Here is a 20,047-nt window from a genome sequence, read left to right as displayed (position 1 = left end):
GGCCGCGCCGTCAGTCGTGTGACGGGGACAGGGTCGCTCGTGTGACGAGTAAGGTGGCGGGCTGCCGCGACCTTCGTCTCAACCGGCAGGCGGGCTCGACGGCGACGGCGACGGACTCGCCGGGGCATCCGGCGCGGTGAGCTCGGCGATCGCCCGTTCGAAGGCGGCGATGGTCGCGGCGTCGACCGCGCCCGTCGGCTCGACGCCGAGCTCGGTCTGGAACGCCTGCAGCGCGGCGGTGAGTTCGTCCGACCAGACGCCGTCGACCGGTCCGTCCCAGAAGCCGACGAGCTTCAGCGTCTGCTGCACGGCAGCCGTCGATGCCAGCGACTCCTGGGCCGCAGCACCGCCGAGCGCCACGAGCTCGGCCTGGAGCGCCGTCGCCGTCGCCTTGTCGACCGTACCCGTCACCGGCAGACCGTTGGCCTCCTGCAGGTCTTCGATCGCCTGCACGGTCAGTGGCCCCGACACTCCGTCGACGGTGCCGGCGTAGTAGCCGGCGGTGGCGAGGTCCTGCTGCAGCGCGAAGGTGTACGCGCTGACCGCAGCCACCGCCTGCACCTGCTGGTCGTCGGTGAGGCAACCGGCATCGGCGAAGAGCCTGAGCCACGCCATCTCGAGGGCGACGACCGCACTGTTGAACTGCTCGGATGCCTCGACCAGCGGCGTCTGCTCGGTGACGGATGCCTGCGCGTCTTCGAAGTCGGCTTCGGCCTGCTTCACCCGGTCGACCGAGGAGGCAGGCGCCAGCGGCGTGCTGGTCGGTGCCGCGGTCGGAACGACGGAGGGCGTGCCCGACGGCCCTGCCTCGGCCGCAGCCAGGGCGGCCTGCGCCTCGACGAGTTCCTGCTGGGCGGTCACGAGGGCCTGTTGCGCATCGACGGCCGCTTCGGCGCCGTCGAACGCGTCGTCACGGGGGTCGGCGAGATCGGCCCCCGCGACCTGCACGTCGCCGACGGTGGGCGCGGTGTCGTTCAGCACGTCGCCGTACCGATCGAGTGCGTCGATGTAGTCGCTGCTCGCGCCGCAGAACTCCGCGGACGCGGCGTCGAACTCGGCCTGAGCGCTCGCCACGGCCTTCTCCTTCGCGGTGACCTGTGCCCTGGCACGTTCGACGCTGTCGCCGCCGGTGCACCCGCCGAGCGCCAACCCCACAACGACTGACATGACGGCAGTTACGAGGAGCCCCGACATCCCCGCGCGATCCCTGTTCACACGTATCCCCCGATCATGTGATGAAACTTGCTCACATCATGGCACCGGTGCGGGTCGCCGCGCGTGACATTCTGCAGTCACGATTCCGGCAACAGGCCCTCGTGCTTCCATCGCTCGACGATGCGACGAGTCCGCGCCGCGTCGGCGCCCTCCAGCCGCTCGAGCAGCGGCCGCACGACGTCGGCGACCAGTGGATCGACGAGTTCTCGCACCCCCGCCGATCGGAGCAGCTGTTCGAGGCGGGTGAAGTCGCTCGCGAGCAGCGTCGGCACCTGACCCTGGAGCAGCACGACCGCGGCGAGCCGGCGCTCGTACACCGGCTCGGCCCACAGCTCCGATGCGAGCGCAGCGACCTCGTCATGAGACAGTTCCGGATGCCGCCGCCGCGCGTCTCTCACAGCGCCCCGCACAGCTCCCACCGACGCACCGTAGAACCGCAGACCTCCGCCGATGCGTGCGGCATCCACGATCGCGCGCTCCTCCGACGCCTCAGCACGGAGGGTGCGGTCGATGAACTCTGCTGCGGGCGTGGTCACCCTGAAATGCTCCCCCATAAGATGGCCGAATGCGCCTCTTCGACCATCTCGGACTCTCCGTTGAAGACCTCCCCCGCTCGATCGCCCAGTTCGATCCGGTGATGGTGGCCCTCGGCTGCACGCGGCAGGACGCCGACAACGGAGTGTCCTGGTACAAGGGCGAGGACGAGCTCATCCTCTTCCCCACTCGCGAACCGGGCAGCGGGCCGCACCGGCACGGCAAGGTCGGCTGGCAGCACCTCGCCTTCCCCGTCGACTCGCGCGAGGAGGTCGATCGCCTGCACGCGATCGCCGTCGACGCGGGTTGGACGTCCGTGCGCGACCCGAAGGTGTTCACGCGGTTCAGCGACCGCTACTACGCGTCGTTCGTCGAAGACGACAACGGCATCCGCTTCGAGTTCATGTTCAATCCGCCTCGGGAGTCCACCACGAGCTGAGTACCGCGATCGCGAGATCGCTGTGGCGGTTCTGTGCCCTGTGGCGTCTGGCTTGATCCAGCTCGCAGCTGACCCCGCGACCCGCGCCGAGGGACGAATCCCAGCTTCAGCCACCCGCCGCTCATGGGCTGTGCGCTCCTCTCGTGGGGGAGCGCGCTGGCCCGCGCAGATGATGTTCCGATCGCAAGAGGTGCGTCGGCGGTGCTGGTCCGGCACCCCAGAAAGGGGGCCAGCTGACACCTGCACTAGCGCCGAGATGAAGGGGACGTGACCAGTAGGCTGTCGCTCACCGTCCCGCTCCCACCAGAAATGTGTTAAGTTTTGACTGAACATGCACCGATGCCCGTCTTCGACGGGTACGACAACGTGTTCACCATGAGTGGCCCCAACGGGAGGGACGAAGCACATGAGTTTCTCAGCACTCTCGACAAGAAGGACCAAGCACGCTTTCAGCGATATCTCGTGTATCTCCGGGACGGACATCAGGTCAAGTCCCCGGAACACATGCGACGCCTCCATGTGAAAGACCACAGAGACGCTGAGGTGCACGAGCTCAAGACGCACAGCAATGGCGGGTTGCGTCTCTACGTCGTTCGATGGAACGGAAAGTGGTACCTCACACACGGTGGCAAGAAAGTCGCCGAACGGAAGGTCACTCAAGAAGCAAAACGGGCCCTGGCGATTTTCTGGGGCGACTGAGAAAAGGACAGCAATCATGGGACTCTTTCCGATGGAAGACCCCGCATACGCGGCCACATATGCGCAGGAAGCAGCAATGGTCGACGCATCTGAGCTGATCGCTCGTGCGCTCGAAGACGCTGACGTAACTCCGGCGGAACTTGCTCGGCTGCTCAATGTTTCGCGCAGTGAGATCACGGCTCGCCTACGAGGCGAACGCAATATCACCGTCCGTAAGCTCGCTCAGACGCTTCATGCTCTCGGTGCCGAGCTCGAGCTCGGAGTACACATGCGAGAGGAAACGCCTGGGCAAAAGCCGTCCCTACGTTGGAACCTCCCCGACATCGCCGACGACCACAAGACAGACGCAAGCACGGTCCGGCCTCAATCTGGTCGCTGGAAGCTGGAAAGCGCACGACAGTGACAACTGACGCGACGCGACCGGAGACGTTTTTTGTGTCGACATTCGACGTCGTACGGGTGCGTTCTGCCGTGGCGCCGTCCGACAAAGCGCATGAGAAATGGTTCGTTGGCTACGCACCAGAAAAGGAACAGGGACTGAACGCGCGCGTCGTCTTCGGCTCGCTCCATGTGGCCTCGGAAACGTCGTACGGAGACATCACGGTATCGGCGCTCCTGTTCGATGTATCCGACAAGACGTACGAGGAGTCCCAGATCGATGAGCTGTTGGCTGGCTCGGAAGCCGTTGAGGCACTTTATGACTATGCGCGCACCAGTCTGAGAACAGTGCTCGCGGTCATAGATTCGGACGCAATCATCCCCCGTGCGGCACCTGAGGCGGAGTTTGGATACCTTGAGCGGGTTACGTCCGAGGACTCCACGACCGAAGGCAAAGCTGAGGACGTAAATAGGCCTTAGCATCCGAGCCTCGCGAAGCTTCAGGCAGACGGCAAGGAATTGCTAGTACAAGCCAACCGGAGGAACAGCGCCGTCAGACCGGGCTGAGCTGGTTGCCCTGAACGAGTCAACACGTGTCCACACGAGGGAAAGCAAATGCGGCGACGTGATCAAACCCGCACACCCGGTAGCAGCAGTGCCGATTACAGGTCATCTGACTTGACATCAGCGCGCTCAAGTCACGCAGGAGTTCAGGGGTTTAGAAGTCCCAGTCCTCATCCTCAGTCACAACGGCCTTGCCGATCACGTACGACGAGCCAGACCCCGAGAAGAAGTCGTGGTTCTCATCCGCGTTCGGCGAGAGCGCCGACAGGATCGCCGGGTTCACGTCGGTGACGGTCTTCGGGAACATCGGCTCGTAGCCGAGGTTCATGAGGGCCTTGTTGGCGTTGTAGTGCAGGAACTTCTTGACGTCTTCGGTCAGGCCGACGCCGTCGTAGAGGTCTTGCGTGTACTGCACCTCGTTGTCGTAGAGCTCGTAGAGCAGCGAGAAGGTGTAGTCCTTGAGGTCATCGCGCTCGGCCTGCGAGAGACCTTCGAGACCCTTCTGGAACTTGTAGCCGATGTAGTACCCGTGCACGGCCTCGTCGCGGATGATGAGTCGGATCATGTCGGCCGTGTTGGTGAGCTTCGCGCGCGACGACCAGTACATCGGCAGGTAGAAGCCCGAGTAGAACAGGAAGCTCTCGAGCAGCGTCGAGGCGACCTTGCGCTTCAGCGGGGAGTCGCCCTGGTAGTACTCCATGACGATCGCGGCCTTCTTCTGAAGGTTCTCATTCTCGACCGACCAGCGGAAGGCGTCGTCGATGTCCTTCGTCGAGCACAGCGTCGAGAAGATCGACGAGTAGCTCTTCGCGTGCACCGACTCCATGAAGGCGATGTTCGTGTAGACCGCCTCTTCGTGCGGGGTGATCGCGTCGGGGATGAGCGAGACCGCGCCGACCGTGCCCTGGATCGTGTCGAGCAGGGTGAGACCGGTGAACACGCGCATCGTCAACACCTGCTCGTCGCGGGTCAGCGTGTTCCACGACTGGATGTCGTTCGACAGCGGAATCTTCTCGGGCAGCCAGAAGTTGTTGACCAGACGGTTCCAGACCTCGAGGTCCTTGTCGTCTTGGATGCGGTTCCAGTTGATCGCATTGACGTGGCTGACCAGCTTCAGCTTGCCGCCGGTGTGGGCGGGGTCGTTGCTGGCGGAGTTCACCGGGTCTGTGAGGGTCATGTCAGGTTCCTTCTGAGCGGATGTCTCGTGGCGACGGGTCTTCAGCGGTGCGCGATGCTCAGAGCATGCACGAGACGCACTCGGTCATGTCCGTGCCTTCGAGCGCGAGCTGACGCAAGCGGATGTAGTAGATCGTCTTGATCCCCTTCTTCCATGCGTAGATCTGCGCCTTGTTGATGTCGCGGGTCGTCGCCGTGTCCTTGAAGAACAGGGTGAGCGAGAGGCCCTGGTCGACGTGCTGCGTCGCCGCGGCGTAGGTGTCGATGACCTTCTCGTAGCCGATCTCGTAGGCGTCCTGGTAGTACTCGAGGTTGTCGTTCGTCATGAACGCAGCCGGGTAGTACACGCGACCGAGCTTGCCTTCTTTGCGGATCTCGATCTTCGACGCGATCGGGTGGATCGAGGCCGTCGAGTTGTTGATGTACGAGATCGAACCGGTCGGCGGCACGGCCTGCAGGTTCTGGTTGTAGATGCCGTGCTCCTGGATCGACGCCTTCAGCGCCTTCCAGTCCTCCTGCGTCGGGATGTGCACGTTCGAGTCGGCGAAGAGCTGCGTGACCTTGGCGGTCGCGGGCACCCACGCGGCATCCGTGTACTTGTCGAAGAATTCACCCGAGGCGTACTTCGAGTCGTCGAAGCCCACGAAGGTCTCGCCGCGCTCCTTGGCGATGGCGTTCGACGCGCGCAGGGCGTGGAACAGCACCGTGTAGAAGTAGATGTTCGTGAAGTCGATGCCCTCTTCGCTGCCGTAGAAGATGCGCTCACGAGCGAGGTAGCCGTGCAGGTTCATCTGGCCGAGGCCGATGGCGTGCGACTTGTCGTTGCCGTCTTCGATCGAACGCACCGAGGTGATGTGGCTCATGTTCGACACGGCGGTGAGGCCGCGGATGGCGGTGTCGACCGTCTTGCCGAAGTCGGGCGAGTCCATCGTGAGCGCGATGTTCAGCGAGCCGAGGTTGCACGAGATGTCTTTACCGATCTCGTTGTAGCTCAGGTCTTCGTTGTACGTCGTCGGCGTGTTGACCTGCAGGATCTCGGAGCACAGGTTCGACATGTTGATGCGGCCCTTGATGGGGTTCGCCTTGTTCACCGTGTCTTCGAAGACGATGTACGGGTAGCCGCTCTCGAACTGGATCTCGGCGATCGTCTGGAAGAACTCGCGCGCGTTGATCTTGGTCTTCTTGATGCGCGGGTTGTCGACCATCTCGCGGTACTTCTCGGTGACCGAGATGTCGCCGAACGGCTTGCCGTAGACCTTCTCGACGTCGTACGGCGAGAAGAGGTACATGTCTTCGCCGTTCTTGGCGAGCTCGAACGTGATGTCGGGCACGACGACGCCGAGCGACAGCGTCTTGATGCGGATCTTCTCGTCGGCGTTCTCGCGCTTGGTGTCGAGGAACCGCATGATGTCGGGGTGGTGCGCGTTCAGGTACACCGCGCCGGCGCCCTGACGGGCACCGAGCTGGTTGGCGTAGCTGAAGGAGTCTTCGAGGAGCTTCATCACGGGGATGATGCCGCTCGACTGGTTCTCGATCTGCTTGATCGGGGCGCCGGCCTCGCGGATGTTGGAGAGCGAGAGCGCCACGCCGCCGCCGCGCTTGGAGAGCTGCAGGGCGGAGTTGATGCCGCGCGAGATCGACTCCATGTTGTCTTCGATGCGGAGCAGGAAGCAGGAGACGAGCTCGCCGCGCTGGGCCTTGCCCGTGTTGAGGAAGGTCGGGGTGGCCGGCTGGAAGCGGCCGCCGATGATCTCTTCGACGAGGTTGACGGCGAGCTTCTCGTCGCCCTGCGCGAGGCCGAGTGCCGTCATGACGACGCGGTCCTCGAAGCGCTCGAGGTAGCGCTTGCCGTCGAACGTCTTCAGCGTGTAGCTCGTGTAGTACTTGAACGCGCCGAGGAAGGTCTCGAAGCGGAACTTCTTCGAGTACGCCAGGTCGTTGAGCTTGGTGATGAACTCGAACGAGTACTGGTCGAGCACGGCCTGCTCGTAGTACTCCTTCTCGACGAGGTAGTCGAGGCGCTCCTTCAGCGAGTGGAAGAAGACGGTGTTCTGGTTGACGTGCTGCAGGAAGTACTCGCGCGCCGCTTCACGGTCTTTGTCGAACTGGATCTCGCCGTTCGGGCCGTAGAGGTTCAGCATCGCGTTGAGCGAGTGGTAGTCCATGCCGCTCGCCGATCGCGGTGCGTCGATGAGCGCTACGCCGTCAGTTGTCGCTGTGTTTGCCAAAATGCGTCCAATCCATCGTTGACGGCGCGAACGTCGTCTGGTGTTCCGAATACTTCGAAGCGGTAGAGGTGCGGCACCCCGGTCTTGGCGGCGATGATGTCGCCGGCCAGACCGAAGGCCGCACCGAAGTTGGTGTTGCCCGCGCTGATGACGCCGCGGATGTTCGAGCGGTTGTCGGGGTCGTTCAAGAAGCGGATGACCTGCTTCGGAACGGCACCCTTGCCGTCGCCGCCGCCATAGGTCGGCACGACGAGCACGTAGGGCTCGTCGACGTGCAGTGCTTCTTCACGCGCATGCAGCGGGATGCGGGCCGCAGGGCGGCCGAGCTTCTCGATGAAGCGCTTCGTGTTGCCCGAGACGCTCGAGAAGTAGACCAGATTCGTCATGGTGCGTCCTTCGCGACTGCGTTCTCCACCGGTTCACTCCCCCGAGCTCACCGGCACTCGTTACGCGAGTCGAGAGGCGAGTTCGTCGATCTTGTCGGGACGGAATCCCGACCAGTGGCCTTCGTCGGTGATGACGACCGGAGCCTGCAGGTAGCCCAGCTCTTTGACCTGCGCAAGGGCGCTCTCGTCGACAGAGAGGTCGAGCACTTCGTACTCGATGCCCTTACTGTCGAGGGCGCGATACGTCGCGTTGCACTGGACGCAAGAAGGCTTGGTGTAGACCGTGACCGTCATTGTTTTCCCCTCGTTCTCAGGCTCTGGAGGAGCCTGTCCCCCGGTGTTGCATTTCGTACTTCAATACTACATCTAGTGTTCGTAGAACTCGACTGCCACAACATGCTGTAGTTACATTCGTGTAGTTATCCACGGGGTTATCCACGGGTTATGAACAGCGGATGCCTCGGTGACCGGCGGATTCTCGCGGCTTCGCCCGAGGTTATCCACACCCGGCGACTTCGAAATCTCTTGCCCTGTGGATTGATGCCGGGCGTGTCGCGAATCGGAACCCTTGGGGGTGCTACACCCACCCGACCCCTACATATGGTGTTGCGACACCCACACTGCCACCACCCACCGACATCACCGCGGCACGACGCGCGGGCGCGCACGGAAGTGGCCGGCGAGGCATCCTTCACCCTCACCGGCCACTCGCGGAATCCCCCCGGCTCCGCCGTCGTCTCCCCTCGGACGACGTCTACCCGATCACGCGCAGACGAGCGTCGCGTTCCCCCAATCGGCGTGGTCGTCACCCGCGTCGTCGGCGTTGCGATCGACGACGAGCTCGAGCCGGTCGACGCCCGTGACGTCGACGTTCAGCGCCTGGCCGGGGTCGGCCCAGGTGATGACGCCCGTGCGGGCGAGCTCGACCCCGTCGCCCTTCACGATGAAGACGACGTCGCCGTTCTTCTTCGCGTCGTGCGAGTCGTCGAGGCCGACCGTCGCGGTGAACGCCGAGCACACGGCGCCGGCGAGCACCGTGACGCTCGAGTCGGCATGCGTGCCGAGCCCCTTGGCGAATGCGACCCCGCCGACCTTCAGCGGGAACCCGTCGCCCGCGGCATCCTCGCCGTTGGAGAGGTCGCGCTCGACCGGGCCCCACCCGTTCGTCGACGAGACGAAGGGCAGGTCGCTCACGAACACCGTGCCGACCGGTGCGGTCGGGCCGCCGGGCTCGGTCGCCTGGTCGGAGCAGTCGAACTTCGCGGCGGCCCAGTCGGCGTGGTCGTTGCCGTTGCCGTCGGGCGTGGTGCCGACGACCAGGTCGACGTACTGCGCCCCGGCGATGTCGGCGTTGATCGGCAGGGTCGCCGAGGTGGCGCCGAGCACGGGCGTGGTCACGACCGTGCGGCCGTCGGCGACCACGCTGAACTGCACCGAGCCGCGCGTCTTCTGCACGTCGTCGACGCCGACCTGGGCCGTGAACGCGGTGCAGTAGCCGCCGAGGTAGTAGCGAACGCTGCTCGGCGCGTGCGTGCCGAGCCCCTTCTCGTAGACGACGCCGTCGAGCGTGATCGGCTTGCCGTCGCCCTCGCCCTGCTCGCCGTTCGAGCGGTCGCGCTCGACCGGTCCCCACCCGTTCGTCGCGCTCACCCAGGGGTGGTCGCTCGCGAACACGTCGGCCTGCGGCGGGCCGGGGAGCGTGCGCACGGCGGTCTCCGCCGAGATGCTGCGCTCGCCGACCGGTTCGACGGTGGTCGAGTAGGTGGCGTTCGCGGTGAAGGTGTAGCCGCCGTCGGCGCTGGCCGGGGCGACCACGCTCCAGTGGGTGGTGAGCGAGGCGCCCGGTGCGAGGGTCGCGGCCGCAGCGGCATCCGTCGCCTCGGCCGTCCAGCCCTCCGGCACCTCGAGGGTGACCGCGACGTCGGCGATGTCGACCGCCTCGTCGGAGGTGAACGTCGTCACGAACTCCTGCGCGGTGCCCTGCTCGATCACGTCGGGCGTGAGCTCGCCGGTCAGCTGGGCGCACGCGGGCACGGCGCTCGATGCGCCGAGGTCCTCGACGAGCAGGTCGTCGAGCATCAGCTCGGCGCCGTCGGCCGAGCCGATGCGCGAGAGGCCCACGAAGGTGTCGCCGCAGAAGCCGGCGTCGACCGTCTGGCTGAACCGGGTCGTGTCGGTGGCCTCGCCGAACGTCGTCGACGCGGTCACCGCGGGCCCGCCCGCGCGGTCGTAACCCGAGACCCAGGCGTACTCCCCCGCCTTCGAGCTCTGGTAGTCGAACGAGACGCGGTAGCTGTGGCCGGGCTCGAACGGGATCGTGTACTCCGAGGTGCGGTAGACCATGCCGGGTCCGCCACCGGGGCCGCGATTCTCCTCATGCGCCATGAGCGACCAGTCGCCGTTCAGCACCATGTCGACCGGGCGGTCGTTCCAGCCCTTCTGCGTGAACGGCTCGTTGCGGCCGGCGATGTGCGTACGCGGGTCGGTCGATCCGCCGGCGTCGCCCTTGATGAACGGGCCCCAGCCGAAGTCGACGTCTTCGAAGTCCTCGGCGTAGACCACGCCGTCACCGAGTTCGGCGCGGCTCGTCTCGACGACGCGCACGTCGTCGATGATGACGGATGCCTCGCCGGCCGCGGCCGCGATCGTCAGCGTCGGCCTCGCCCCGCCCTTCGGCACGTCGATCAGCACGCGCAGCCGCTGCAGGTTCGTGCCGTTCTTGTCGTCGGCGGCCACGTAGTTCGTCGCCCCCGAGGAGTCGACCGTGACCGACTGGGAGTCGCCCTTCGGCACGTCGACCGAGAGGGTCGTCGGGCGGGTCGCACCCGGCTCGACCTCGACCCATGCGCTCACCGAGTGGGTGCCGGCGGGCAGCTTGTCGAGCTTCTGGCTGATCGAGGACGCCTCGGTGCCGAGCGACGCGAAGCGTCGACCGAGCTCGTCGCGGAGCGGCGCCGCACCACCGGTCGGGTTCCAGGCGTCGAGCGTGCCGGCGTTGAACCCGGGGTCGGCCACGACGGTGCCGTCGCCGAACTCGGCCTTCTTCGGCAGCTCGCTCGCGACGGTCGGCTTGCTGCCGCCCGAGAGCACGTAGGCCTGCGCGGCATCCGCCTCGATCGTGACGGTGCCGTCGACGACGGCGACATCCGCGACCTTCTCGCGGCCCGTGTCGGTGAGCTTGAACAGCTGGAGCGAGCGGTTCTTCGCGAACTCGTCGGTGAGGGTCCACGTGGTCGTGCCGCCCGCGGGGTTGTAGTGGTAGAGCTTGTCGTGCTTCTCGCTCTCCTTCGACGACCACGGCAGCAGGTAGGTGCCGCCCTGCAGCACGCTCGTGCCGTCGACGGTGATGTTGCGCTCGGCCGCGGTGGCGCCGGTGACGCTCACGTCACCGGTGAGGTCGATCTGCTCGGGCGTCCAGCGGGTGATCTCCTCGTGCTGGAGGAACTTCGCCGGCAGGTTCGCGGTCCACACGTTCGTGAGGAACCCGTCGAAGTCGTTCTGCCCGGTCCAGCCCTCGAACTCGATGATGTGCGTCGCGCCGAGCTTGGCGTCGGGGTTCCAGACGTCGGCCTGCGAGTTGTTCACGAACCGCAGGATCTGGGAGTTCACGCCCTTGTTGTCGGTGCCGCCGTACTTCTCGTCGTTCGCCCAGTGCGACCAGGTGTTGTTCTCGCTGAGCTTGTCGGCCCACTCGGAGCCGACGCGGAAGTCGTGCTCGACGAGCGAGTCCTGGATCTTCTGGGCGAGCCAGCCGAACTGGTAGTACACGTCGACGTAGACGAAGTCGAGGTTGTCGTGGGTCGCGTCGGCGAGTTCGCCGATGCGCTCGTCGAGGGTGCCCGAGACGACGTCCTCGCGCTGGTCCATGTAATAGGACTGGTCGAGCCAGTTCCATCCCTTGGCGTTCTCGTCGGCGAGCGCATCGCTGAACGACTTCGCCTCGGGGTAGATCTCGGTGGCGTTCACGTGCACGCCGAACGAGGCGTTCCACTTCTCGCCCCGCTTCAGCAGGGTGTTGAGGTCGTCGAGACCGCCGGCGCGCTCGTTGAAGTTGTCGCCGTAGTCGGTGTTCGCCGAGTCGTGGCCCTCGCTCGTGTAGCCCTTCAGCATCGCCACCTGGCCGAGGCCGTCGGTGGCGAGCGAGACGCGCTTCACGTCGTCGAGGGTGCGCAGGAACGGGTGCGTCGCCTGCGACGCGAAGTTGAACGGGATGTGCGTCACGACGTTGTCGGGCGTCTCGTCGCCCTTGAACGGGGCGACGCGGATGTCGCGCGTCGCGATCGCGCCGTCCTGCCAGTCGACCGTGCCGTCGCCGTTGGCGTCTGGCGTGATGGCGACCTTCACCCAGGGCAGCTCCTCGACCGTGGTCGAGCGGTCGGCCCGCACGAGCCACTGCCCGCTCGAGACGCCGACCTCGACGCCGCCGGCGCCGTCGCTCACGGCCTGCCGCCAGAAGTTGCCGGAGTCCTTGTTGCCCGGGCCCGAGGAGGTGTCGTACAGCGAGTTCGTCGCGAACGCCGCGGCGAGCTCGCCGGTGTTCACGATGATCGCGTTCGACGACTTGGCGCTCGCGTCGAGCGGCGTTGCGGTGCTCACGGGGATGAAGGTGTCGCCCGAGACGTTGCGGTTGACCGAGAGGTTCGCCGCGGCGACGGATGCCCCGGGGTCGGCCGACGACACCGTCACGAGGTTCTGGCCGGGGATCTGCAGCGTGCGCACGACCCCGCCCGGATCGGTGATGCCCGTCACGGCGAACGTGACGACGTTGCCCTTGAGGCTCAGGCGCGCCTCGATGACGACGCCGTCGAGGTTCGTCGGGGTGAGCGTGTAGTCGACCGCCTGCTTGCCCGCGCGCTCCGACGCGACGGCGACCGGCTCGGCCGTGCCGTTGACCATGAGGCTCGTGAGCACGTCGGGGTTGCCGGCGATCGAGGCATCCGTCGCGCGGTCGGTGTAGCCGACCACCTGCGGGAACGCCGCCGAGACCGCGACCTCGAGCTGCTTCGAGGTGAGCGTCAGCAGGTCGCCGGAGGTCGCGGCGGCACCTGCCACGGCGGCGGCCGCGCGGTCGGCGGCGCCCCCGAGCGGGGCGGCCGAGGCCGACGCCGCCGTGATCGGGATCAGCGCGCCGGCCGCGAGCACACCCGCGAGGCCGATCCTGCCGAGTCGGTCGATGAAACGTGGTGAAGGCATCCTTGGCTCCAAGTGTCGATCACAATTGTTATCGGTATCAATCGACATCTTGATGGAGTTCGGCTGTCGGTGCAAGCTATTTCTTGAATGCGTCGCCGCGCGACCGCGAGATGACTCCGCGTCTTGTTTACCGATAACAGTCGTTGTCGCTACGCGGGCGACGGCGTAGCCTGACTTCGAGCCAGATCTTCGCACCCGATGAAGGGACGCCCGATGACCGAGTTCGCGACCTCAGCCGACGGCACGCGCATCGCCTACGACCGGCAGGGATCGGGGCCGCCCGTGATCCTCATCGACGGGGCGATGCAGTTCCGCGCGTTCGACCCGGCGAGCGTCGAGATGGCGAAGGAGCTGGCCCGCCACGGGTTCACCGTCTTCCACTACGACCGGCGCGGGCGCGGCGAGAGCCCCGCCGAGGCGCCGATCACCCTCGAGCAGACGCTCGACGACCTCCGCGCGCTCATCGCCGTCGCCACCGAGGGCGCCGACGACGCCGTCGCCCTCTTCGGCAGCTCCTCAGGCGGAGCGATCGCACTCGCAGCCGCGGCATCCGGGCTCGCCGTCTCGAAGCTCGTGCTGTGGGAGGTGCCGCTGAGCGCCGAGCTCGGCACCGACGGCGCGGAGTTCCTCGCAGGGCTCCGCGAGCGCATCGCGGCCGGCGACGGCGACGCGACGATCGAGTACTTCATGAAGGACATGCCGCCCGAGTGGCTCGCGGGCGCGAAGTCGAGCCCGGGCTGGCCGATCATGACGGCGATGGGCCCGAGCCTCGAGCCCGACTCCGAGGCGCTCGCCTGGACTCAGAGCGCGGCGCGACCGGCACTCTGGGCGGGTGTCACGCAGCCGACGCTCGTGCTCGTCGGCGAGCAGACGCTCGACCTCATGGGGCCCGCGGCCGACTCGCTCGTCGCGAGCCTGCCGCACGCGATCCGCGGCACCGTTCCCGCGGCCGATCATGCGTGGGAGCCGAAGTCGATGGCGCTCGCGATCGCGGGGTTCCTCGTCGGGTAGCTCGAGGCCGCTCGGCCGGGCCGCTCGACCGGGCGCGGGGCGCTCAGCCCTTGGTGGCCTTCGCAGCAGCCTTGGCGGCCTGCTTCGTGGCGCTCACCTTGGCGAGCGACTCGGGGTCGACGATGTCGGCGACCGAACGGAATGCCCCCTCGTCGCCGTACGATCCGGCGGCCTCGCGCCAGCCCGGCGCCTCGAGCCCGCACTGCTTGCCGAGCAGCGCGAGGAAGATCTTCGCCTTCTGGTCGCCGAAGCCCGGCAGGGCCTTCAGCCGCTTGAGCACCTCGGCGCCGCTCGGCTCGCCCTGCGTCCAGAGCGCGGATGCCTCGCCGCTCCAGTCCTCCACGATCGCCGACGCGAGCGCCTGCACGCGGCCCGCCATCGAGCCCGGGAAGCGGTGCACCGCGGGCGTCTGCTTGAACACCTCGACGAACGCGTCGGGGTCGTAGCCCGCGATCGTCTCGGGGTCGATCGAGCCGATGCGTGTGCGGATCTTCTCGGGCCCCGCGAACGCCGACTCCATGGTCACCTGCTGGTCGAGGAGCATTCCCGTGAGCAGCGCGAACGCGTCGTCGCTGAGCAGCTCGTCGGCGGCCTGCTCCCCCGTGATGTGCAATGCCATGCGTCCATCCTTCCACTCGGGCGCCGAGGCATCCGCTCGGCGCCTGAATGCGGACGGAAACTGTCCGCTTCATTGCCTACCGTGGAAGCAGACGATTCGATGGAACGGATCGCACCACCGCACCCCTCCGAGGAGTCACCATGGACTGGAAGATCGAACTCATCCACGTGCCCGTCACCGACGTCGACCGCGCGAAGGCGTTCTACGTCGACAAGCTCGGGTTCAACGCCGACCACGACTTCCAGGTCAGCGACGAGGTGCGGTTCGTGCAGCTCACGCCGCCCGGCTCCGCATGCTCCATCGCGATCGGCACCGGACTCGGCGGCACTCTCGAACCGGGCCGCCAGGACACGATCCAGGTCGTGATCGCCGACGCCGACGCCGTGCTCGCAGACCTCCGCGCCAAGGGCGTCGAGGCGAACGGCGTCGACGAGCAGGCATGGGGCCGCTTCGTCAGCGTGGCCGACCCCGACGGCAACGTCTGGACCCTGCAGCAGCTTCCGGACTACAGCCAGCAGGCGTAGTCCGGCAGACCGCCCGAGTTCGGGACCACTCGTGTCGCACGGGACGCACGATATCCCGTGTCCGGTGCGACACGAGTGGTCCGGAGCGGAATATTGCGCGGCGGGCGGGGCAGGCTACTGCGACGCGCCCGGCGGCCGTCCGACGGCTCGTGTCGACGCGCGCACCACGAGCGTCGGCGCCCGCACGGGCAGGTCCTCCGCCTCCTCGTCGCCGAGCACGGTGAGCACCGCGGCGACGGCATCGCGCCCGAGCAGCGCGAAGTCCTGCCGCACGGTCGTCAAGGGCGGTGCGAGGTGCTCGGCCTCGGGGATGTCGTCGAAGCCGACGATGCTCACATCGCCCGGAACCGAGCGGCCCTCGACGGTGAGCGCGTGGATGACGCCGAGCGCCATCTGGTCGTTGCCGACGAACACCGCGGTGAAGTCGGGGTCGGATGTCGCGAGCTCGCGCCCGAGGCGGTACCCGCTCGCCGGAGACCAGTCGCCCACGAGCGGTTCGCGGGCGACGAGCGAATGGGCGGCGAGCACGTCGCGCCAGCCGCGGGCGCGCTCCGCAGCATCCATCGAATCCTCCGGCCCGGCGAGGTGGCGGATCTCGCGGTGCCCCAGCTCGACGAGGTGCGAGACGGCTCGACGCGCGCCCTCGAACTGATCGAGCGACACCCGGTGCGCGAGCCCCGAGCCCTGCGACGCGACGGCGACGAGCGGCACGCCGAGCTCGATGCCCTGCACCGCGTCGACGGCCGTCCGGTGCGCCGCGATGAGCACGATGGCCTCGACGTTCTGGCGCACGAGCATCTCGGCGGCCGACCGCAGCGACGCGGCATCCGTCTCGAGCAGGCTCGCCATGATGACCGCGTACCGGGCGTCGCGCGCCGCCTGGTTGAAGTGCAGGGCCGTCGCCGACGGACCGAAGTCGGGCGCACCGGTCGTGATCAGGCCGAGGGTGCGCGAGCGTCGCGTGACGAGGGCGCGCGCCGCCTGCGACGGCACGTACCGCAGCTGCTTGATCGCCTTCTCGACACGGTCGCGCGTCGCGGGCCGCACGTTCGGCAGCTCGTTGAGCACACGCGACACCGTCTGGTGCGATACGCCTGCGAGCCGGGCCACATCGAAGATGGTGGCCGCGCGCGCCTTGTCGTCTTCACTCACCGGTTCCGTCGGCTCCTGCCCGGCGCTTCCGCGCGCTCTGTCTGCTGCACATCATTATCCGAGACGGCAGCCCGCTATCGCCGCCGCGACGTGAGCACCTTCTGCAGGATGATGAAGACGAGCAGCAGGGCGCCGATGAAGATCTTCGTCCACCACGACGACAGGGTGCCCTCGAACGTGATGATCGTCTGGATGACGCCGAGCACCAGCACGCCGAGCACCGAGCCGAGCACGAAGCCGTAGCCGCCCGTGAGGAGGGTACCGCCGATCACGACGGCGGCGATGGCGTCGAGCTCGGTGCCGATCGCGGTGAGCGGATACCCCGACAGCGTGTAGAAGGTGAAGAGCACGCCGGCCAGGCCCGAGCAGAACCCGCTGATCACGTAGACGAGCACCTTGGTCCGCGCCACGGGCAGTCCCATGAGCAGGCCGCTCTGCTCGCCGCCGCCGATCGCGTACACGGTGCGGCCGAACCGCGTGGCGTGCAGCACCCAGACGGCGATCGCCACGACGACCACCGCGATGACGACGCTGGGGGTGATCGAGAGGTTGCCGCCGAGCGGGATGCGCGCAACGGCCAGTTGCACGAACGTCGGGTCGGTGATCGAGATGGAGCTCTGGCTGATCACGTAGCAGAGCCCGCGGGCCAGGAACATGGCGGCCAGCGTGGCGATGAACGGCTGCACCTTGAACACGTGGATCATGAGCCCGACGAGCAGGCCCAGGATGCTCGTGAGCACGAGGATGAGCGGGATCACCGCTGCGGGCGACCACCCCGTCTGCAGCAGGCTCGCGGCAATCATGCCGCTGAGCGCCACGACCGCGCCCACCGAGAGGTCGATGCCGCCCGTGAGGATCACGAACGTCATGCCCACAGCGAGCACGATCAGGTAGGAGTTGTCGACGAGCAGGTTGAGGAAGACCTGGCCCGAGAAGAAGCCGCGGTAGCGCACGCCGCCCGCGATGAAGATGACGACGAAGAGCACGGCCGTCACCGTGACCGGCCCGTACTTCGGGCTGGTCAGCAGGTTCCGGATGCGTCGAGCCAGACCCGCTCGCGGGGCGCCGCCGTTCGGGCCGCCGGTGGGAAGGGAACGCTCGGGTGCGTCGAGGAGCTTCGTCATAACGCCGCCACCCCCTTGCCGGCGCGCAGGGCCAGTCTTCGTCGGAAGTCGCCCAGCGCCTCGTTCGTGGTCGGCGATTGGAGCAGGCACACGATCGTCACGACTGCCGCCTTGAACACCATCGTCGCGATCGGCGGGATGCCGACCGTGTACACGGTCGTCACGAGCGTCTGGATCACGAGGGCGCCGACGAGGGTGCCGACGAGCGAGTACCGGCCGCCGGCGAGCGAGGTGCCGCCGATCACGACCGCGAGGATCGCGTCGAGCTCGATGAACAAGCCCGTGTTGTTGGCGTCGGCCGCGGCCGTGTTCGCCGTGAGGATGAGGCCCGCGATCGCCGCGCACAACGCGCTGAACGTGTAGACCACGAAGAGGAGGCCCCGCGCCCGCACCCCGGCCTGGCGGCTCGCCTCGGGGTTGATGCCGACCGATTCGATGAACATGCCGAGCGCCGTGCGCCGGGTGACGAGCGCCGCGACGCCGAACACGACGGCCGCGATGATCACCGCGATGGGGATGCCGAACCAGAACCCCGAGCCCAGCGCCTTGAACGGCGGGCTGTTCACCGTGATGATCTGCCCCTCGGTGATGAGCATCGCGACGCCCCGGCCGGCGGTCATGAGGATGAGCGTGGCGATGATCGGCTGGATGCCGAGCACCGCGACGAGGAATCCGTTCCACATGCCGAGCACGAGCGAGATGATCAGCGCGACCGTCACGGCGACGGCGACGGTCGCCGGGTTCCCGGGCTCGGGCGACCCGAGGATGATCGAGCAGGCGACCGCCCCCGAGATCGCGGCGACGGCGCCCACCGAGAGGTCGATGCCCCGCGTCGCGATCACGAGGGTCATGCCGACGGCGATGATCAGCGTCGGCGCGCCGTTGCGGAGGATGTCGATCAGGCTGCCGAACAGGTGCCCGTCGCGCAGCGTCACCGCGAAGAATCCGGGGAACGCGATCAGGTTGATCGTGAAGAGCACGAGCAGCATCACGATCGGCCAGAACAGCCGGCTCGCGACGAGCCTGGCGAGCAGGGCGCTCATCGGCTTCCTCCTGTGGGGTCGGTGGGGGTCGTGGAGGTCGGGTCGGTAGAGGTCGGGTCGGTGGGGGCCGCGCCTCGAGCGCCGGGCACGGCGACGGCGATGGGCACGCCGTCCGCGGCATCCGGAACCTCGTCGTCGCTCGAGCCCTCGGCGATGAGCGCGAGGAGCGAGTCGACCGTGAGCCCGTCGTTCTCGAGGTCGGCGACGACGTGCCGGTCGCGGAGCACGACGATGCGGTGGCTGAGGCGCAGCACCTCTTCGAGCTCGGCCGAGATGAACAGCACGCTCATGCCGTTCTCGGCGAGGTTGAAGACGAGCTTCTGGATCTCGGCCTTCGCCCCGATGTCGATGCCGCGAGTGGGCTCGTCGAGGATCAGGAGTCGCGGTGCGATGGCGAGCCAGCGTGCGAGGAGCACCTTCTGCTGGTTGCCGCCCGAGAGGTTGCGCACGAGGGCGTCGGGGTTGCCCGGGCGGATGTTGAGCGCCTGGATGTAGCTCTGCGTGAGTTCGTCGCGCCGCTTCGCGGGGATGGGCCGGAACCACCCGCGGTCGGCCTGCAGTGCGAGCACGATGTTGTCGCGCACCGTGAGGTCGCCGACGACGCCCTCGTCGCGACGGTTCTCGGACGAGTAGGCGATGCGGTTCGAGATCGCCTGCCTCGGTGTGCGGAGCTTCGTGACCTTGCCGCCGATCGCGAGCTCGCCCTGATCGGCGCGGTCGATGCCGCCGAGCAGCCGCGCGAGCTCGGTGCGTCCGGAGCCGAGGAGGCCCGCGAGGCCGACGACCTCGCCGGCAGCGATGGGGAGATCGGCCGGGTTGATCGCGCCGCGGCGCCCGAGACCGTCGGCGTTCACGAAGATCGCGGCATCGGATTCGTCGACCACCGCCGAGCGGGCGCGTTGCTCGAGGTCGTCGAGCGTGGTCAGTTCCTTGCCGATCATCTTCTGCACGAGGTCGATGCGCAGGAGCTCCTCGACGAGGTACTCCCCCACGAGGCTGCCGTTGCGCAGCACGGTGAGACGGTCGCAGATCTCGTACACCTGGTCGAGGAAGTGCGAGACGAACAGGATCGCGACGCCCTGCTCCTTGAGCGATCGGATGACGCGGAACAGCTCGGCCACCTCGTCGGCGTCGAGGCTCGACGTGGGCTCGTCGAGGATGAGCACCTTCGCCTGCACGTCGATCGCGCGTGCGATCGCCACGAGCTGCTGCACCGCGAGCGAGTGGTCGCCGAGGAGCGAGCCGGGGTCGAGGTCGAGGTTGAGGCCCGCGAGCAGCCCGGCGGCGCGGCGGCGCATCGCCCGCCAGTCGATCGAGCCGAACCGGCGGGGCTCCCGCCCGAGCATGATGTTCTCGGCCACCGAGAGGTTCGGCAGGAGGTTGACCTCCTGGTACACCGTCGAGATGCCCGACGCCTGCGCCTGGGCGGGGCCGCTGAACGAGACCTGCTCGCCCGCGAGGGTGATGGTGCCGGCATCGATGCCGTAGACGCCCGTGAGGGCCTTGATGAGCGTGGACTTGCCCGCACCGTTCTCGCCCATGAGCGAGTGCACCTCGCCGGGGAACATGCGGAAGTCGACGCCGTCGAGCGCCTTCACGCCGGGGAAGGTGATCGAGATGCCCTGCATCTCGATGACGGGCGCGGCGACGGATGCCTGGGTCACGAGTCTCTCCATCGAGGTTGTGGCGGCGTCCGCTCGGTGCGGAGCCGTGGGTCGAGAGTAGGGCACGGCGGGTGTGCGGCCTGCAGGCCGGGCACACC

General features: G+C 67.3%; 18 protein-coding genes. 6 read left to right on the top strand and 12 right to left on the bottom strand.

Translation table 11 applies throughout. The annotated features are described in order from the left end of the window. Window positions 1-78 precede the first annotated feature (78 nt). Both ACFTQE_RS10495 and ACFTQE_RS10490 read right to left on the bottom strand, forming a co-directional pair. Complete coding sequence (locus ACFTQE_RS10495) at window positions 79-1,167, bottom strand: peptidoglycan-binding protein (RefSeq protein ID WP_376925008.1); 1,089 nt, start codon at window positions 1,165-1,167, stop codon at window positions 79-81. 125 nt (window positions 1,168-1,292) lie between these two features. Beyond that, window positions 1,293-1,751: a DNA alkylation repair protein gene (locus ACFTQE_RS10490; protein WP_376925007.1), complete on the bottom strand. Its 459-nt coding sequence runs from the start codon at window positions 1,749-1,751 to the stop codon at window positions 1,293-1,295. Between the two features lie 29 nt (window positions 1,752-1,780). On the opposite strand from ACFTQE_RS10490, the gene ACFTQE_RS10485 reads away from it, so the two are divergent. The 4 genes from ACFTQE_RS10485 (at window position 1,781) to ACFTQE_RS10470 (ending at window position 3,745) form a co-directional block, all read left to right on the top strand. After that, window positions 1,781-2,188 (top strand): VOC family protein, encoded by a 408-nt coding sequence (locus ACFTQE_RS10485; RefSeq protein WP_376925006.1) that lies wholly within the window; start codon window positions 1,781-1,783, stop codon window positions 2,186-2,188. Window positions 2,189-2,527: 339 nt separating this feature from the next. Continuing rightward, window positions 2,528-2,887, top strand: a complete 360-nt coding sequence (locus ACFTQE_RS10480; protein WP_376925005.1) for a type II toxin-antitoxin system RelE/ParE family toxin — start codon at window positions 2,528-2,530, stop codon at window positions 2,885-2,887. A gap of 16 nt (window positions 2,888-2,903) precedes the next feature. Continuing rightward, the gene (locus ACFTQE_RS10475) at window positions 2,904-3,290 is read left to right on the top strand and encodes a helix-turn-helix domain-containing protein (protein ID WP_376925004.1); all 387 of its coding nucleotides are present in this window, start codon (window positions 2,904-2,906) and stop codon (window positions 3,288-3,290) included. A gap of 32 nt (window positions 3,291-3,322) precedes the next feature. Beyond that, entirely contained in the window at window positions 3,323-3,745 is a 423-nt protein-coding gene (locus ACFTQE_RS10470) for a hypothetical protein (protein WP_376925003.1), read from the top strand. Window positions 3,746-3,983: 238 nt separating this feature from the next. Here ACFTQE_RS10470 and nrdF read toward each other — a convergent pair whose 3' ends face one another. From nrdF to ACFTQE_RS10445, 5 genes are all read right to left on the bottom strand, one after another. Next, window positions 3,984-5,006 (bottom strand): class 1b ribonucleoside-diphosphate reductase subunit beta, encoded by a 1,023-nt coding sequence (gene nrdF / locus ACFTQE_RS10465; RefSeq protein ID WP_056005472.1) that lies wholly within the window; start codon window positions 5,004-5,006, stop codon window positions 3,984-3,986. Between the two features lie 58 nt (window positions 5,007-5,064). After that, complete coding sequence (gene nrdE / locus ACFTQE_RS10460; RefSeq protein WP_376925002.1) at window positions 5,065-7,170, bottom strand: class 1b ribonucleoside-diphosphate reductase subunit alpha; 2,106 nt, start codon at window positions 7,168-7,170, stop codon at window positions 5,065-5,067. 32 nt (window positions 7,171-7,202) lie between these two features. Beyond that, window positions 7,203-7,619, bottom strand: a complete 417-nt coding sequence (nrdI, locus tag ACFTQE_RS10455) for a class Ib ribonucleoside-diphosphate reductase assembly flavoprotein NrdI (protein WP_376925001.1) — start codon at window positions 7,617-7,619, stop codon at window positions 7,203-7,205. Between the two features lie 60 nt (window positions 7,620-7,679). Next, window positions 7,680-7,913, bottom strand: a complete 234-nt coding sequence (gene nrdH / locus ACFTQE_RS10450) for a glutaredoxin-like protein NrdH (RefSeq protein ID WP_056005481.1) — start codon at window positions 7,911-7,913, stop codon at window positions 7,680-7,682. Window positions 7,914-8,381: 468 nt separating this feature from the next. Further along, window positions 8,382-12,812 (bottom strand): endo-alpha-N-acetylgalactosaminidase family protein, encoded by a 4,431-nt coding sequence (locus tag ACFTQE_RS10445; RefSeq protein WP_376925000.1) that lies wholly within the window; start codon window positions 12,810-12,812, stop codon window positions 8,382-8,384. Between the two features lie 213 nt (window positions 12,813-13,025). Here ACFTQE_RS10445 and ACFTQE_RS10440 point away from each other — a divergent pair, with 213 nt between their 5' ends. Then, window positions 13,026-13,823: an alpha/beta fold hydrolase gene (locus ACFTQE_RS10440; protein WP_376924999.1), complete on the top strand. Its 798-nt coding sequence runs from the start codon at window positions 13,026-13,028 to the stop codon at window positions 13,821-13,823. A gap of 43 nt (window positions 13,824-13,866) precedes the next feature. Here the strand turns inward: ACFTQE_RS10440 and ACFTQE_RS10435 are convergent, their stop codons facing one another. Next, on the bottom strand, window positions 13,867-14,442 hold the full coding sequence (locus tag ACFTQE_RS10435; protein WP_376924998.1) for an HhH-GPD-type base excision DNA repair protein: 576 nt from the start codon (window positions 14,440-14,442) through the stop codon (window positions 13,867-13,869). 140 nt (window positions 14,443-14,582) lie between these two features. Here ACFTQE_RS10435 and ACFTQE_RS10430 point away from each other — a divergent pair, with 140 nt between their 5' ends. After that, on the top strand, window positions 14,583-14,966 hold the full coding sequence (locus tag ACFTQE_RS10430) for a glyoxalase superfamily protein (RefSeq protein WP_376924997.1): 384 nt from the start codon (window positions 14,583-14,585) through the stop codon (window positions 14,964-14,966). 114 nt (window positions 14,967-15,080) lie between these two features. Here ACFTQE_RS10430 and ACFTQE_RS10425 read toward each other — a convergent pair whose 3' ends face one another. The 4 genes from ACFTQE_RS10425 to ACFTQE_RS10410 form a co-directional block, all read right to left on the bottom strand. Next, window positions 15,081-16,118: a LacI family DNA-binding transcriptional regulator gene (locus ACFTQE_RS10425; RefSeq protein ID WP_376924996.1), complete on the bottom strand. Its 1,038-nt coding sequence runs from the start codon at window positions 16,116-16,118 to the stop codon at window positions 15,081-15,083. 74 nt (window positions 16,119-16,192) lie between these two features. Further along, a complete protein-coding gene (gene yjfF / locus ACFTQE_RS10420) occupies window positions 16,193-17,242 on the bottom strand; it encodes a galactofuranose ABC transporter, permease protein YjfF (RefSeq protein WP_376924995.1) in 1,050 nt (349 codons plus the stop codon). Then, window positions 17,239-18,285 carry an ABC transporter permease gene (locus ACFTQE_RS10415; protein WP_376924994.1) on the bottom strand — a complete coding sequence of 349 codons (1,047 nt, stop codon included), beginning with the start codon at window positions 18,283-18,285 and terminating at the stop codon, window positions 17,239-17,241. Before ACFTQE_RS10415 ends, yjfF begins: the two co-directional genes overlap by 4 nt. Then, a complete protein-coding gene (locus ACFTQE_RS10410) occupies window positions 18,282-19,961 on the bottom strand; it encodes a sugar ABC transporter ATP-binding protein (protein ID WP_376924993.1) in 1,680 nt (559 codons plus the stop codon). The genes ACFTQE_RS10415 and ACFTQE_RS10410 overlap by 4 nt, the downstream gene beginning before the upstream one ends. Window positions 19,962-20,047: the final 86 nt, after the last annotated feature.

This window comes from Agromyces sp. NPDC056965, from assembly GCF_042673425.1.
Lineage (GTDB): Bacteria > Actinomycetota > Actinomycetes > Actinomycetales > Microbacteriaceae > Agromyces.
The sequence above is the reverse complement of the archived record's forward strand: the minus strand, read 5'-3'. Positions and strand labels throughout refer to the sequence as shown.

Bases quoted from the DNA above. Each gene is read 5' to 3' on its own strand.
- ACFTQE_RS10445 (WP_376925000.1), bottom strand. From the start codon at position 12,812: ATGCCTTCACCACGTTTCATCGACCGACTCGGCAGGATCGGCCTCGCG.
- ACFTQE_RS10475 (WP_376925004.1), top strand. From the start codon at position 2,904: ATGGGACTCTTTCCGATGGAAGACCCCGCATACGCGGCCACATATGCG.
- ACFTQE_RS10430 (WP_376924997.1), top strand. From the start codon at position 14,583: ATGGACTGGAAGATCGAACTCATCCACGTGCCCGTCACCGACGTCGAC.
- nrdI (WP_376925001.1), bottom strand. From the start codon at position 7,619: ATGACGAATCTGGTCTACTTCTCGAGCGTCTCGGGCAACACGAAGCGC.
- ACFTQE_RS10410 (WP_376924993.1), bottom strand. From the start codon at position 19,961: ATGGAGAGACTCGTGACCCAGGCATCCGTCGCCGCGCCCGTCATCGAG.
- ACFTQE_RS10480 (WP_376925005.1), top strand. From the start codon at position 2,528: ATGCCCGTCTTCGACGGGTACGACAACGTGTTCACCATGAGTGGCCCC.
- ACFTQE_RS10435 (WP_376924998.1), bottom strand. From the start codon at position 14,442: ATGGCATTGCACATCACGGGGGAGCAGGCCGCCGACGAGCTGCTCAGC.
- ACFTQE_RS10415 (WP_376924994.1), bottom strand. From the start codon at position 18,285: ATGAGCGCCCTGCTCGCCAGGCTCGTCGCGAGCCGGCTGTTCTGGCCG.
- nrdH (WP_056005481.1), bottom strand. From the start codon at position 7,913: ATGACGGTCACGGTCTACACCAAGCCTTCTTGCGTCCAGTGCAACGCG.
- ACFTQE_RS10485 (WP_376925006.1), top strand. From the start codon at position 1,781: ATGCGCCTCTTCGACCATCTCGGACTCTCCGTTGAAGACCTCCCCCGC.
- ACFTQE_RS10440 (WP_376924999.1), top strand. From the start codon at position 13,026: ATGACCGAGTTCGCGACCTCAGCCGACGGCACGCGCATCGCCTACGAC.
- nrdE (WP_376925002.1), bottom strand. From the start codon at position 7,170: ATGGACTACCACTCGCTCAACGCGATGCTGAACCTCTACGGCCCGAAC.
- nrdF (WP_056005472.1), bottom strand. From the start codon at position 5,006: ATGACCCTCACAGACCCGGTGAACTCCGCCAGCAACGACCCCGCCCAC.
- yjfF (WP_376924995.1), bottom strand. From the start codon at position 17,242: ATGACGAAGCTCCTCGACGCACCCGAGCGTTCCCTTCCCACCGGCGGC.
- ACFTQE_RS10495 (WP_376925008.1), bottom strand. From the start codon at position 1,167: ATGTCAGTCGTTGTGGGGTTGGCGCTCGGCGGGTGCACCGGCGGCGAC.